This window comes from Stenotrophomonas capsici (genome assembly GCF_034961085.1).
Lineage (GTDB): Bacteria > Pseudomonadota > Gammaproteobacteria > Xanthomonadales > Xanthomonadaceae > Stenotrophomonas > Stenotrophomonas capsici.
This window is the reverse complement of the sequence record NZ_JAYFUH010000248.1, coordinates 33,756-48,534: the sequence shown is the minus strand read 5'-3', so window position 1 is coordinate 48,534 and position 14,779 is coordinate 33,756. Positions and strand designations below refer to the sequence as shown.

Here is a 14,779-nt window from a genome sequence, read left to right as displayed (position 1 = left end):
CGTGATGGATTCCAGGCAAGCAACACTCGCCGCGCCCGAACGCAGTGAGCTGCGCGATGAACGTGGCAACCGCGTCATCGCGCCGGTCGGGCTGAACAGCCTGACCACCGTGTTCAAAGGCCACAACTGCACGCTGGAAATCGACCCGCGTGCGCGCCTGGTGAACACCGCCGTCGAGTTCCACGGCTCCAATGCACACTGCCGGATCGGCGCCGCCGGCCCCGCCGGCAGCTTGTCCGCGCTCATCCGCCTCGGTGAGGATTGCGTCATCACCATCGGTGCCGGGGTAACCACCACGGCGCGGACCTTCATCGCCACCAGCGAAGGCGGCCGGGTGACGGTGGGGGACGACTGCATGCTGGCCTCGGAAGTACAGCTGCGCGGTGACGATGCCCACCCCATCTTCGATATCCACACCGGCCAGCGCATCAACCCGGTCGAGGACATCGTCATCGGCGCCCATGTCTGGCTGGCGTTCGGAGTGTGCTGCCTGGGCGGCGCGCGGATCGGCGATGGCAGCGTGATCGGCATGGACAGCGTGGTCACCGGGCCCATCCCGAACAACTGCGTGGCCGTGGGTACACCGGCACGGGTGGTGCGTCGCGACGTCGCCTGGGAACGTCCGCACCTTTCAATGGCGCAGCCGCCCTACAAGCCCGATGGGGACAGCGTCCCCCGCTCTGCCTACTGGAACGCCACCCGCGATTGACGCCCACGGCACGGATCTTGCCTGTCACAAGGCAATCATGGCCGTCTGGAATCGCACATCATGGCGCTTGTTCTGACCTACGGGACGTTCGATCTTCTGCACGTGGGGCACGTGAACCTGTTGCGTCGTGCCCGGGAACTGGGCGACCACTTGCTGGTCGGCCTGTCCTCGGACCGGTTCAACGCCATCAAGCGAAAGACCGCAACCCAGTGCTACGCCGACCGCGAGGCCGTGCTGCGCGCGATCCGCTATGTCGACGATGTCTTCCCCGAGGACAGTTGGGAGCAGAAGGCCATCGACATCCAGCGTTACGGCGCGGACATCCTGGTGATGGGCTCGGACTGGACCGGGCACTTCGATGCGCTGGCCCGCCATTGTCAGGTCCGCTATCTGCCGCGCACCGAGGACATCTCCAGCTCCGCCCTCAAGGCACGCATCCGCCTGCATGGCTTGGACCCACCACCTGCCGACAATGCACCGCAGGCCACTGCCCTGCTCGCCGGAGTGCGCTGATGCTGCCTGTCTTCCATATCCACGCCCTTGCCGGCGAGGGCCGCGACCTGTGGCTTCACCTGCAGCCGGCCCCGCGTGGCATCAGTGCCCTTCGCCTGCGCCGCCGTGACGGCAAGCGCTGCGTGCCGCTGGACATCCTGCTCGAAGGCGATGCCGCGCGCTCGCGCTTGCCCGGCCCGGCACTGCTGGAAGATACCCCCCAGCGCTGGGATGTGCAGATCGAAGTAGGCAATACGGGTCAGTTCCAGCAGTTGATCGGAACCACCGCTGATGGCGCGGACCGCCACTTTTTTTGTGATGCCGTGCAGGCCCATGGGCTGTCGGCCTACCTGAGCGACAGCGCCAGCTCGCTGGCCTTGTTCACCGCGCCGCTGGAGCAGCACGCGATGACCGTCGAAGCGGAGAACCTGCGCGCTGCATTTCCCTCCCTGCTCGAACAACTGCCCTTGCAGGAGGACCTGGTCCTGTTTGAGAGCTTCTTCGGCAGGGCATACGCCGGCAACCCGCGCTACATCTACGAGGCACTGCGCCGGATGCGCCCGGACCTGCGCTGCGTCTGGGCCTACAACGGAGACGAGCAGATCCCGGGAAACCCGCAGCGGGTGATCCGCGGCTCCGCCGAATACCTCCGCCTGCTCGCGCAGGCCAAGTACCGTGTCAACAACATCCTGTTCACCGCGCACGGGCGCAAGCCGCAGACACGCTACCTGCAGACCTGGCACGGCACGCCGTTGAAGCGGCTGGGCTACGACATCACGGTGACCGGGCCGGAAGTGGAGGCACGCGACAACCTGTACCGCGAATCCCGTGCCTGGACATTGCTGTTGAGCGAGAACCGCTATTCCAGCGATGTGCTCCGGAGGGCCTTCCGTTACGACGGCCCGATCCTGGAAGCCGGCTACCCCGTGGCCGATCCACTGGTAGCCCCGGTCAGCGCACGGGAGGACACCCTCGCCCGGCTCGCGCTGCCCTCCGGTCATCGCTTCGTGCTGTATGCCCCCACCTGGCGCGACAGCCAGCAGGTCGGGCATTGGCAGTTCGACTTCGACCTGCAACTGGATCTGGTGAAGGTCGCCGCGGCCCTGGCTCCGGACCAGATCCTGCTGCTGCGCGGCCACCACCTGGTCAGCACGGGGCTACAGGAACTGACGCTTCCGGCCAATGTGCGCGATGTATCGCAGGTGGACGATGCCAGCGAGCTGTGCGCGATCGCCGACGTGCTGATCACCGACTACTCCTCGATCTTCTTCGACTACGCCACCACTGGCCGGCCGATCCTGTTCTATTGCTACGACCTGGAGCATTACGCCGAACAGGTCCGCGGCTTCTACCTGGACATGGCCCAGGACCTGCCCGGGCCAATCGCACGCAGCACCGAGGAGCTGGTGGCCTTGTTGGCGGACCTGCCCGCCGTCCAGGCTACCCACGCGGACCGCTACGCGGCCTTCAGGGAGCGCTTCTGCGCGCTCAACGACGGCAGCGCCGCCGAGCGCGTCGTCGATGCGTTCTTCGGACCGTTCCCGTCACGCAGCCGGTTCCTGTCCGACCTGGTGGCACTGGCTGGCAACGGCCCGGCGGAAGACGATGCGCGCCTGCGAGGCCTGATCCAACGCTATCTGGCGGACGCCGAGGCGATCTCGACGCTGCTGTACGAGCGGCTGAGCCCCCCCGAGCAGGAGCGCTTCCTGGTCTGGTTCCTCAAGCGCTGGGCCGGCATCGACCGCGTTGCCCCGGGGGAACTGGCGCACTACCTCGCCGAGGTCGATCGTATCCGCGCCGAGCCCCGCCCGCCGATCACCATCGGTGACGGCCAGTACGTGCTGCAGGACCTTCGCCCGCAGGGCCATGACTTCCGCCTGGCCAGCTATGCGTGGGCATTGAGCATCCACGACATCCTGTTCGACCAGTACCAGAGTGAGGATTTCCGCGTCCGCCCGGGCGAGGTCATCATCGATGCCGGCGGGTTCATCGGCGACACCGCCGTCCTGTTCTGCGCCAAGACCGGCAACGATTGCCAGGTGCACGCCTTCGAGCTGCTGGACGAGAACATCGCCCTGTTCGAGCACAACCTGCACCTCAACGGCGTGGCCGACCGGGTCGTGCTCAACAAGCGGGCGTTGTCCGACCACAGCGATGGCTCGCTGCTGATCAGGCAGGCCAGGCTGCAAGGTGCCACATCGGTCGGTGCCGGGGACGGCCCGGGCGAACGCATCGCCACCATCACCCTGGACGACTATGTCGCCCAGCACGGGCTGCAGCGCGTGGACCTGATCAAGATGGACATCGAGGGATCGGAGATCCCTGCGCTGCTGGGGGCCGTGCAGACCATCCGGCGGTTCCGCCCCAAGCTGGCGCTGTGCCTGTACCACAAGTGGGACGACGTGCTGACCATCCCCCGTTTCATCGCCGGACTCGGCATCCCCTACCGCTTCAACTTCAAGTGGGTGCAGCTGCCACAGGGCTGGGAAGCCGTCCTGCTGGCACAGCCCTGCGAGGAAGCGCGGCCATGACGGTGAACGTGCTGGTCTTCCCCTGTGGCTCGGAGATCGGCCTGGAGATCCATGCCGCCCTGCGCCATGCCAAGGACGTCTGCCTGCACGGTGCTTCGTCGGTCTCGGACCATGGCGAGTTCGTCTATGCGCGGTACCGCCAGATCACGGCACAGGCCGATTCGGCCGAGCTGGTTTCCCAGCTCAACGCGCTGATCGATGCATGGAGCATCGATCTGGTGGTGCCGGCGCATGACAGCGTGATCCCCGTGCTCGCCGACAACCAGCAGCGGCTGCATGCCCCGGCGATGGTGCCCGAGCCGGCCATGGCCGCGATCTGCCGCAACAAGAACCTGACCTACGGGCGGTTGCAGGGCTTGGGCATCGTGCCGCGCCGCGTCGAACTGGGCAGCGCCGACTACCCGATCTTCGCCAAGCCGGCAGTCGGCCAGGGCAGCCAGGGCGCCGAGCGGGTGGATAACGACGAACGCCATCGGCTGCTGGCCGACAGTGGCATCGAGTACGTGTTCAGCGAATACCTGCCCGGCACCGAGTACACCGTGGACTGCATCTCCAGCGCCGACGGCACCCTGCTGCATGCCGCTGCGCGGTTACGCGGGCGGGTCAAATCCGGGATCAGCGTGCGCACCGAGCCGGTGGCCACGGACCCCGAGCTGGAGGCGATGGCACTGGCTATCGCTGCGGAACTGCGCCTGAAGGGCGCCTGGTTCTTCCAGGCCCGACGTGACCGGCACGGCGTGCCCAAGCTGCTGGAAGTCGCCCCCCGCATCGCCGGCTCGATGGCATTGAACCGCATGCGTGGCATCAATTATCCGTTGCTGGGCATCTACGCCTACCTGGGAAAGCCCTTCACGGTCATGCCCCAGCACTACCCGTTGGTCATGGACCGCGCGCTCGGCAACCGCTGGCGGGCGAAGCTGGCCTATGAGCGTGTCTACCTGGACCTGGACGACACCCTGCTGGTGCGAGGTGCGCCGGAGCCGCAGGTGATGGCGCTGCTGTACCAATGGAACACGCGGGGAATCCCGGTGGTGCTGGTGACCCGGCACGCCACCGAGCCGGTGCGGACGCTCGCACGGCATCGCATCTGCGCGGACTTGTTCGAGCGGATCGTGCACCTGCGCGATGGCTCGCCCAAGAGCGCCGTGATCCCGCCAGGCGAATCAGCCATCTTCATCGACGATGCCTACCGCGAGCGCGCCGACGTGGCTTCCACGCGTGGCATCCCGGTATTCGATGTGGATGCAGTGGAGCAGCTGAGGGAGGTTCGTGCATGACCCAGCCCGCGCTGCCCGGCCCCGACGCGGCTCCGCTGCTGTCGATCGTGGTGCTGGTCTACAACACCGCCCCGTTCCTGCGGGAGTGCCTTGATTCGCTGCTGGAACAGGACTATCGCAACATCGAGGTCATCGCCATCGATGATGCCAGCTCCGACGACAGCCTCGCGATCTGCCGGGAATACGAGGCGCGCCACCCGAACTTCCGCTGCATCAGCAAACACAACGAAGGTGGCGCGGTTTCAGGCAACCTCGGCGTGTCGCTGGCGCGTGGTCGTTACGTGGCGCTGGTTGACTCCGATGACGTGGTCACCGGCGATGGGTACCGCCTGCTGATGGAACAGGCCGTGCAGGCCGACGCCGACATCGTCATCGGCCGGGCGGCGCGGCTGCAGGACGGCAAGCTCTCGTCGGTGGCATTCCTGTATGAGCCGTATGTCTGGTCGCGGCGCCGCAGCTTCGACTCGGTGGACGGATTCCCCGACGTCATTCACGACTGCTTCTACTGGAACAAGGTATTCCGTACCGATTTCCTGCGGGAGAACGGGTTGGGCATGGTCCCGGGCCTGCTCTACGCGGACCGCCCGTTCGTCCACCGCGCGTACTGGTACAGCCAGCGCACGGTGATCATCCCGGACCTGGTGTACCACTGGCGCCGGCGCCCCGAGGGCGCCATTGCGTCCATTTCCCAGAACATCCGCCAGGCCGACAACTTCATCGACCGCATCCGCTCGATGAAGCTGGAGTGGCATGATTTCGATGACGTTCCCGCAGCGGCCGGCTACCGGCGCGCGATCGCCGTGGCCAACCTGCAGCGTGCCCTGCACGCCGCGCCTGGCATCGTGGCGTCTCCGAGCTTTCGCAAGGTGTTCATCGCGCAGATGCAGGAACTACTCGCGCTGTATGGCGAGCTGGACTGCAGGGCGCTCGGTGCCAGGCGCTGCCTTTACCTGGAGCTGATCAGGCGCGGCGAGGTCGAAGCTCTGTGCTTCCTGCTCGGCGTAACCAGTGACCGCGGCTGGATCGCCGAGATCGACGGTGCCTGCTATTGGAAGCAGCCCTTCCTGGACAACCCGGAGATCGCCCTGCCGCGTAGCGCGATGCGCCTGGAGTTCCCGAACATCGGCTTCTTCCGCCTCCGGGACATCTCGCTGGACGAGGACAACCTCGGCCTGACCCTGGAACTGCATGACCGGATAATGGCCGGCTGCGAGGTCTGGTTCGAGCTGCATGCGATCCAGGGCGAAGGCAGTTGGGCGTTCCAGCCCGAAGGCAGGACCGCCGAGCACCGCTGGCGCTATCGGCTGGACATGCGGTTGCCGGACTGGAAGCCCGGCAATCTGTACGGGTTGGTCCTGCACTATCGCACCGCTGACGGCATCCATGGCCGCTACCGGATCGGCCCGGCGATGGTGCCGCCCGGATGGCCTGCCTCGCTCCCGTTGCGCTCGTCGCTGGGCAGCCTGCTGTTCTCGGCCGAGGCCGGTGGCATGGGACTGGCCGTCAACTGACCGGCGCCGCCCCCGCAGGCACGGGAGTTGCATGTCCCTGCTCGCCGGCACTCCGCCGAAGCCATGCCCCCGGGCCCGCCTGCGATGACGACCAAGAAGCCAATCCCGGTCACCAGCCCCCTGCTGCCCCCGCTGGAGGAATTCGTTCCCTACCTGGAACGGATCTGGGAAAGCCGCATCCTGACCAACGGGGGCAGCATGCACCAGGCGCTGGAAAAGGCCCTGTGCGCCTACCTCGGGGTCGAGCACATCGCCCTGTTCGCCAATGGCACGCTGGCGCTGGTCACCGCGCTGCTGTCGCTGCGCATCACCGGCGAGGTGATCACCACCCCGTATTCGTTCGTGGCCACCGGCCATTCGCTGCTGTGGAATGGCATCAAGCCGGTGTTCGTGGACGTGGACCCGGTCACCTTCAACCTGGATCCGGCCCGGATCGAGGCGGCGATCACGCCGCAGACCACTGCCATCATGCCGGTGCATTGCTACGGCACGCCCTGTGACGTGGATGCCATCGGCCGCATCGCCGACAACTACAACCTGCGCGTGATCTACGACGCCGCGCATGCCTTCGCCGTCGGCGATACCCGTGGCAGCGTGCTGCGGCACGGCGACCTGTCGGTGCTCAGCTTCCATGCCACCAAGGTGTTCAACACCTTCGAAGGCGGCGCCATCATCTGCCCGGATGCCCGCACCAAGCAGCGCATCGATCACCTGAAGAACTTCGGCTTCGTCAACGAGACCACCGTGGTGGCGCCCGGCATCAACGGCAAGATGAACGAGGTCAGCGCCGCGTTCGGCCTGCTCCAGCTCAAGCACATCGACCGGGCGCTGGAACGACGCGCGGCCATCGATGCGCTGTACCGTCAGCGCCTGGCGGGGATCGCCGGCATGAAATGCCTGTCCCGGCCATCGGACGTGCGTCACAACCACGCCTACTTCCCGGTGCTGGTCGGCGACGACTACCCGTTGCAGCGCGACGAGCTGTACCACCTGCTGCGTGCCGAGAACATCCTGGTACGACGCTACTTCTACCCGCTGATCAGCGAGTTCCCGATGTACCGCGGCTTCCCGTCCGCGGCGCCGGACAACCTGCCGGTGGCGCACACCGCCGCCCGCCAGGTGCTGTGCCTGCCGATCCACCCGGACCTCCCGGACGCCGAGGTGGACCGGATCTGCGACCTGCTGACCGCACATGCGCGGGTCCGCGCCGCGTGATGGAAGCTTGGCCGTGATGCCCGCATGGCTGGGGAAGCCGCTGCTGCTGGCGTGGCGGCTGCTGGACCTGCTGGTCCCCAAGCGCAGCGATCACTGGGCATTCTTCGACCATCCGCTCAAGCCCGGCCAGTTCATCGAGAACGCGCGCGCGGTCTTCGAGCAGGTGAAGGACGACCCGCGCGTCCATTGCCGGGTGTTTGTGCGTGGCGGCCAACGGCCGCCGGACGTACACGATGATGCGCACGTCCGCGTGGTCCGGCTGGACTCGCTGGCCGGCCTGTGGGCGCTCGCCCGCTGCGGCGTGTTGCTGCTGACCAACTCCACCGCCCTGGACATGTCACTGCCCTGGCGCAACGGTCGCTACGCTGCGCCTCGGCCCTGGCTGCACCGGCGCGTCACCATCAACCTCTGGCACGGCATTCCGCTCAAGCGGCTGTTCGCACTGGCCAACCCGGACCAGCGCCAGCACGGCGACCGCGACCGGCATCGGCGCCGCGAACGCCGTTTCTACACCGGGCTGGTGGCCTCCTCGGCCATCGATGCCTATGCGATGGCGGCCATCTTCCATCCGCTGCCACCGACGCATGTCTGGGTCACCGGGCTGCCGCGCAACGACTTCCTGCGCATCGCCGAGGACGCCTTGCCGGTTGGCCTGCGCGAAGAAGCCAGCCGGGTACGGGCGCTGCGCGGCGGACGGCGCCTGGTGCTGTACGCGCCTACCTACCGCGATGCCAGCGTCGCCACCGAACGGGCATACCGTTTCAGCGATGACGAGGTCACGCAATTGAAGCAGGTACTGCGCCGCCATGACGCGGTGCTCGGCCTGCGCGGCCACTATCTGGTCAACGCGCCGGCGCCACTGGACCCGGCCCGCCATCTCGATGGTGATGTACTGCTGGACCTGGGCCACGCGCACTTCCAGGAAATTGCACCGCTGCTGCGCGAAAGCGCGCTGGTGATCACCGACTACTCGTCGGTCTACATCGATGCGCTCTACCTGGACCTGCCGGTGCTCGGCTTCGCCTATGACTTGGAGCACTACCGCACCCGCCAGAACGGGCTGCTGTACGACCTGGAGCTGGCGTTCCCGGGGCCGATGACCACCACCTTCCCGGCCCTGCTCACCGCGCTGGACGCCGCGCTCGCACAACCACAGCACCCACCGGACGAGCGCTACCTCACCGCCCGTCGCCTGTTCTTCCAGCACCTGGATGCCAACAACTCCCACCGTGTGGTGCAACGGATCCACGCCGCGATCGCTGCAAACAGCCCTGCCCGATGCCAATGAACCCGTCCCCCTCCCCCGCTCCGCTGGTCAGCGTGGTGATCCCGGCCTACAAGGCCCGCTGGCTGCTGCAGGCCCTGGAAAGCGTGCGCCGGCAGACCCATCGCCCCTTGGAGATTGTGGTCTGCGACGATTCGGCTGCCGGTTACGTACAGACGGCCGTGGAGGCATTCGCTGCACGGGTGGACTTCCCCGTGCGCTACTCGCGCAACCCCACCCGCCTGTGGGAGGTGCGCAGCACCGCGCGTGCGATCAGCCTGGCCGAAGGCGAATACATCAAGTTCCTGCACGATGACGATGTGCTGCACGAGGACTGCATCGCAACCCTGCTGGAGTCGTTCGAGCGCGTTCCGGGCCTTGCGCTGGCAACCGCCCGTCGCCGGCTCATCGATGAGGCCGGGATGCCCCTGCCCGATGAGCTTCCCACTGCTTTCCCGGCCAACCATGACGTATGCATCGACGGCCGCGACCTGATCGACTTCTTCGGTGACCACACCCTCAACTTCCTTGGCGAGCCCAGCGTCGCACTGTGCCGGCGCGCCCCGTTGCTGGCGATGGGCGAGCAGCTGGCCACGCTCGACGGCACCCACATTGCCTGGCTGGCCGACGTGGCCATGTACGTCAAACTGCTGCATCAGGGCCCGGTGGCGATCAGTGCGCGCCCGTTGGTCGACTTCCGTATTTCGCGCCACCAGTTCAGCCAGCGCGGACGGGATCGCCCCGGTGTCGCCGAGAACTGGCACGAGGCATTCCGCCAGGCGCTGCGCAATCTGGGCTGGTATCGCGGCGGCGACACCCGTCAAGTAACCATTGCACCGCTCGACGGGCACCGGCCGGCGGAAAAGGTGGACCTGGTCTCGGCGCTGGAACAGGCGTTGCTGATCGCGCAGGCACGCTGGCCGCTGCACGACTGGCAGGCACGTCGCCAGCTCAACCCCGCGCAGCGCCAGACGCTGGACACCGCGTTGCAGCAGCTTCCACGCAACAGCGTGGAGATCGTGATCCGCGCGGACGGCCAGCCGGCCAGTGCCCTGCGCAGGACGCTGGGCAGCCTGCCACTGCAAGCCCGCACCGCCGAGGTGGTCTGCCGCTGCATCCTCGGCGCCGGGCACGCGCCCGATGGACTGGACCCGGCGTACCGCCGGCTCGCTGCCGGGACCACGCTGGACGAGGCCCTGCGCACCAGCCCTGCCGACTGGGTGCTGTTCGTGGAGGCCGGTGCAGAGTTCCATGTTGCCGGCCTGCGACGGCTGCTGGCGGCGCTCGCCCACGATGATGCCCCCGCACGCGCCTTGTACTGCGACGAGTGGCATGTGGATGCGCAGCACAACCTGGCACCCTCGCTGCGGCCAGGAATCAACCTGGACCTGCTGCTGGAAAACCCGACGCAGTTGGCGGGGCACTGGTTGTTCCGCCGGCATGCCGCGCTGGCGATCGGCGGGCTGGATGCCGATGCAGGTGCTGCAGCCGAACTCGACCTGATCCTGCGCCTGGTCCAGCACGGCGGGCTGGAAGGCATCACGCATATCCCCGAACCCCTGCTCAGCTGCGCCCCGCCCCGTGCCGACGACGCTGCCCGGCAACAGGTCATCACCGCGCACCTGCACGCACGGGGATACCCCGATGCAGTGGTCACCCCGCGCGGCAACGGCCTGTACCGGGTCGACCATGGCCACCGGGCGCAGCCGCCGGTCACCATGATCCTGGTCGTTTCCCGCGACACCGTGCTGGCGTCGCTGGAGCGCTGCGTGGTCTCCCTGCTGGAGAAGACCGCCTACCCGCACTACGAGCTGCTGTTGATCGACAACGACGCCGGGCCCGACGCCAGCCAATGGATGCAGCAGGTCGAACCATTGGCCGGGGGTCGCATCCGCGCCTTTGCCTTTGACCCACCGTTGCCGCACGCGGCCGCCTGCAATGTCGCCGCCGGGCAGGCGAGCAGCCCGTTCCTGCTGTTCCTGCGCGCCGATGTGGCCGCGTTGCAGCCGCACTGGCTGGACGCGCTCCTGAACCATGCACTTCGCCCCGAGGTGGGCGTCGTCGGCGGCAAGACCATCGCCGCCGATGGCAGCATTACCCACGCAGGCCTGGTGCCTGGCCTGCTCGGCAGCGGCGGGCGGGCCTTCGCCGGCATGCCGATGGACGCGCCGGGCTACATGCACCGCCTGCAGGTCGCGCAGGACTACACGGCCGTGTCCGACAGTTGCCTGTTGATCGGCGCGGAGCTGTTCGCCGGGCTGGACGGCTTCGACCACGCCACCTTCGCCGATCACGGCGCCGACGTGGACCTGTGCCTGCGCGCGCGTCAACGCGGCTACCTGACCGTGTGGACGCCCGATGCCCTGCTGCTGCATTCGGTCCAGGCCGCGCCGTTGCCCGAACCCGCCGAGTCGGCCTTGTTGGAGCGCTGGCTGCCCGCACTCGCCCACGATCCGGCCTACAACCCCAGCCTGCGCCTGGACGTCCCGGGCGGCTTCCGCCTCGGCGAATCCGATTTCTCCTGGCAGCCCCTGCCCTGGCGCCCGCTGCCACGCCTCCTCGCGCAGCCAGCCGACCCCTGGGGCAGCGGCCACTACCGCGTGATCCAGCCATTGGAGGCACTGAAGCAGGCCGGCCTGGCCGAGGGGGTCCTGTACGCCACCGTGCTGGATCCGGTCGAACAGGCGCGCATCGATCCGGACGTGGTCATCCTGCAGCGCCGCATCAGCGACGCGGACCTGGCCAGCATCCAGCGCATGCGCCGCTTTTCGCGGGCCTTCACTGTCTACGAGATCGATGACTACCTGCCCAACCTGCCGCTGAAGAACATCCATCGCGAGCACATGCCCAAGGATGTCCTGCGCAGCATGCGCCGGGCGCTGGGAATGGTGGACCGCTGCGTGGTGTCCACGCCGCAGCTGGCCGAGGCGTTGCACGGCCTGCACACCGATATCCGCGTGGTACGCAACCTGCTGCCACCTGCATGGTGGACGGCGCTGCCTCATCCGCCGCGTCCTGCCCCGGGCAAGCCCCGGGTCGGCTGGGCCGGTGGTGTCGGCCATACCGGCGACCTGGAACTGGTCGCCGATGCCGTCATCGAACTTGCCGCGGACGTGGACTGGGTGTTCTTCGGCATGTGCCCGGAACGCCTGTTGCCGTACGTGGCCGAGTTCCATTCCGGCGTGGACATCCGTCTCTACCCGCGTGCGCTGGCCGGCCTGCAGCTGGACCTGGCGATCGCGCCGCTGGAGGACAACCGCTTCAACACCTGCAAGAGCAACCTGCGCCTGCTCGAGTACGGTGCCTGCGGCGTGCCGGTGGTGTGCAGCGACGTCGGACCGTACCGGAACCCATCACTGCCGGTCACCGGCGTGCGCAACCGTCACCGCGAATGGGTGGCGGCCATCCGCGACCATCTCTCCGACCCCGCTGCCAGCGCGCAGGCGGGTGCTCGGTTGCGCGAGGCCGTGCACCGCGACTGGATGCTGGAGGGGGCGAACCTGCAGGAATGGCGTAACGCCTGGCTGCCCTGAGCCACGTGCTTGGAATCCGTCGCCGCCCCGACGCCCGCCCCGCGCGGGCGTTCGTCGTTACGGCGGCATCCACACCCAGACGGCCAGTCGGCGAACCGTCGTGCGCCATCAACCCGTCGGTTTCCCGACGCCGCGCCATCCTCATTCACGTAGATCAAGGCCTCCGGGTTCCGGCACGCAACTTGCAACCTCCCCTGCAGATCGACTGCTACCGGAACCCGTTTCGATGTCCCACTCCATCACCTCCGTCCTTTCCCAGATCCGCAGCCTGCAGAACCAGGTCGGCCAGGTGGCGCCGACCGGCGACCTGCCGCGCAGCAACGCCATCGAGGGATTGACCGGGGGCAACGCCGTCAATGCACCGTCGTTCGGCCAGACCCTGCAGGGCGCACTGAAGAGCGTCAACGAAACCCAGCAGAAGTCCGGCCAGCTGGCGGCCGCCTTCGAACGCGGTGAGCCCGGCGCCGACCTGGCCAAGGTGATGGTCGCCGCCCAACAGTCCCAGCTGGCGTTCCGCGCCACCGTGGAAGTCCGCAACCGTCTCGTCCAGGCTTACCAGGACGTGATGAACATGCCGCTGTAAGGATCCAGACGCATGGCATTCGCGCTGTCCAAAGAATCGTTGAACACCGAGCAGGCCGGGGCCTGGTTCGACCGTCTGCAGAGCCTGCAGATCACCCGCCGGCTGGGCCTGATGGCCATGATCGCCGTTGCCGTGGCGGCGGGCCTGTTCGTGTTCTTCTGGTCGCAGAAGGCACCGATGGTGCCGCTGTACACCGGCCTGGATGACAAGGCCACGGCCCAGGCCACCGACCTGCTGCGGGCGGCGCAGATCCCTTTCAAGCTCGATGCGGCCACCGGCGCCATCACCGTGCCGGAAGCCAACGTGCACGATGCGCGCCTGAAGCTGGCCGGCTCCGGCCTGACCGACAGCGGGCGGCTCGGCTTCGAGCTGATGGAGCGCGACCCCGGTTTCGGCGTCAGCCAGTTCGTGGAGAACGCCCGCTACCAGCACGCGCTGGAAACCGAGCTGGTCCGCACCATCACCAGCCTGCGCCCGGTGCGTGACGCCCGCGTGCACCTGGCCATTCCCAAGCCCAGCGCGTTCACCCGCCAGCGCGACGTGGCCAGCGCCTCGGTGGTGCTGGAACTGCGTGGCGGCCAGCAGCTGGAACGCAACCAGGTTGACGCCATCGTGCACATGGTGGCCTCCAGCATCCCGGACCTGGCCCCGGAACGGGTGACCGTGGTCGACCAGAGCGGCCGCATGCTCACCATCGCCGACCCCAACAGCGATGCCGCGCTCAACGCCGCCCAGTTCGACCAGGTGCGCCGCCTGGAGAACTCCTACAACCAGCGCATCCGTGAGCTGCTGGAGCCGATGACCGGTGCCGGCCGGGTCAACCCGGAAGTCAGCGTGGACATGGACTTCTCGGTCACCGAGGAAGCCCGTGAGCTGTACAACGGTGAGCCGCAGAAGGTGCGCAGCGAACAGATCAGCGAGAACACCAGCAACGTGGCCGGCCCGCAGGGCGTGCCCGGCGCGGCCAGCAACACCCCGCCCGGCCCCGCCGCCGCGCCGGCGCCCACCGCCGCCGCACCGACCGAAACCTCCAAGAACGCCACCCGCAACTACGAGCTGGACCGCACCCTGCAGCACACCCGCCAGCCGGCGGGCCGGGTCAACCGCGTGTCCGTCGCCGTGCTGGTCGACCACGTGCCGCGCGCCGGCAGCAACGGCAAGACGGTCGACCAGCCGCTCAGTGCGGCCGAGTTGACCCGCGTGGAGGCACTGGTGAAGCAGGCGGTCGGCTTCAGCGCCGAACGCGGCGACACCGTGTCGGTGATGAATGCCCCGTTCGTGCGCGAGGCCCTGCCGGTGGAAGAACCCAAGCTGTGGGAGAACCCGCAGCTGCGCGACTGGCTGCGCATGGGCCTGGGCGCGATCGTGGTGCTGGCACTGCTGTTCGGCGTGCTGCGCCCGGCCCTGCGCCAGATCTCCAGTCCCCCCAAGGCGCTGGCCAGGGACGAGGACCCGCTGCGCGCCGACGTGCAAGTGATGGACGATGACCTGCGCATGCCCGATGCCCTCGGCAACGACCGTCTGCAGCTCGACGGCTCCGCGCCGCTGGCGCTGCCGGTGGATGCCTACGAGGAACGCCTGCGCATGGCGCGCGAGGCGGTCCGCTCCGACTCCAAGCGCGTCGCCCAGGTGGTGAAGGGATGGGTGGCCAATGACTGACACCC

Annotated in this window: 10 protein-coding genes; all 10 read left to right on the top strand. The window is 67.8% G+C overall.

Going from position 1 to position 14,779, the window contains the following annotated elements; genetic code table 11:
• Positions 1 to 4: 4 nt before the first annotated feature.
• The 10 genes from VA603_RS12705 to fliF all read left to right on the top strand — a co-directional run bounded on the left by VA603_RS12705 (position 5) and on the right by fliF (position 14,774).
• Complete coding sequence (locus VA603_RS12705; protein WP_132863469.1) at positions 5 to 709, top strand: acyltransferase; 705 nt, start codon at positions 5 to 7, stop codon at positions 707 to 709.
• A 60-nt stretch (positions 710 to 769) separates the two neighbouring features.
• Positions 770 to 1,222, top strand: coding sequence for an adenylyltransferase/cytidyltransferase family protein (locus VA603_RS12700; RefSeq protein ID WP_132863468.1), 453 nt, complete (start codon positions 770 to 772; stop codon positions 1,220 to 1,222).
• On the top strand, positions 1,222 to 3,732 hold the full coding sequence (locus VA603_RS12695; RefSeq protein ID WP_323439063.1) for an FkbM family methyltransferase: 2,511 nt from the start codon (positions 1,222 to 1,224) through the stop codon (positions 3,730 to 3,732). Before VA603_RS12700 ends, VA603_RS12695 begins: the two co-directional genes overlap by 1 nt.
• Positions 3,729 to 5,009, top strand: a complete 1,281-nt coding sequence (locus VA603_RS12690; RefSeq protein WP_323439062.1) for an ATP-grasp domain-containing protein — start codon at positions 3,729 to 3,731, stop codon at positions 5,007 to 5,009. The genes VA603_RS12695 and VA603_RS12690 overlap by 4 nt, the downstream gene beginning before the upstream one ends.
• Entirely contained in the window at positions 5,006 to 6,520 is a 1,515-nt protein-coding gene (locus VA603_RS12685) for a glycosyltransferase family 2 protein (protein ID WP_323439061.1), read from the top strand. Before VA603_RS12690 ends, VA603_RS12685 begins: the two co-directional genes overlap by 4 nt.
• An 84-nt stretch (positions 6,521 to 6,604) precedes the next feature.
• Complete coding sequence (locus tag VA603_RS12680) at positions 6,605 to 7,735, top strand: DegT/DnrJ/EryC1/StrS family aminotransferase (protein WP_323439060.1); 1,131 nt, start codon at positions 6,605 to 6,607, stop codon at positions 7,733 to 7,735.
• 16 nt (positions 7,736 to 7,751) lie between these two features.
• Positions 7,752 to 9,023 (top strand): CDP-glycerol glycerophosphotransferase family protein, encoded by a 1,272-nt coding sequence (locus VA603_RS12675; RefSeq protein WP_323439059.1) that lies wholly within the window; start codon positions 7,752 to 7,754, stop codon positions 9,021 to 9,023.
• Complete coding sequence (locus VA603_RS12670; RefSeq protein ID WP_425603703.1) at positions 9,020 to 12,532, top strand: glycosyltransferase; 3,513 nt, start codon at positions 9,020 to 9,022, stop codon at positions 12,530 to 12,532. Before VA603_RS12675 ends, VA603_RS12670 begins: the two co-directional genes overlap by 4 nt.
• A 226-nt stretch (positions 12,533 to 12,758) precedes the next feature.
• Positions 12,759 to 13,115, top strand: coding sequence for a flagellar hook-basal body complex protein FliE (gene fliE / locus VA603_RS12665; RefSeq protein ID WP_323439058.1), 357 nt, complete (start codon positions 12,759 to 12,761; stop codon positions 13,113 to 13,115).
• A 12-nt stretch (positions 13,116 to 13,127) separates the two neighbouring features.
• Positions 13,128 to 14,774, top strand: a complete 1,647-nt coding sequence (gene fliF / locus VA603_RS12660) for a flagellar basal-body MS-ring/collar protein FliF (protein ID WP_132863456.1) — start codon at positions 13,128 to 13,130, stop codon at positions 14,772 to 14,774.
• Positions 14,775 to 14,779: the final 5 nt, after the last annotated feature.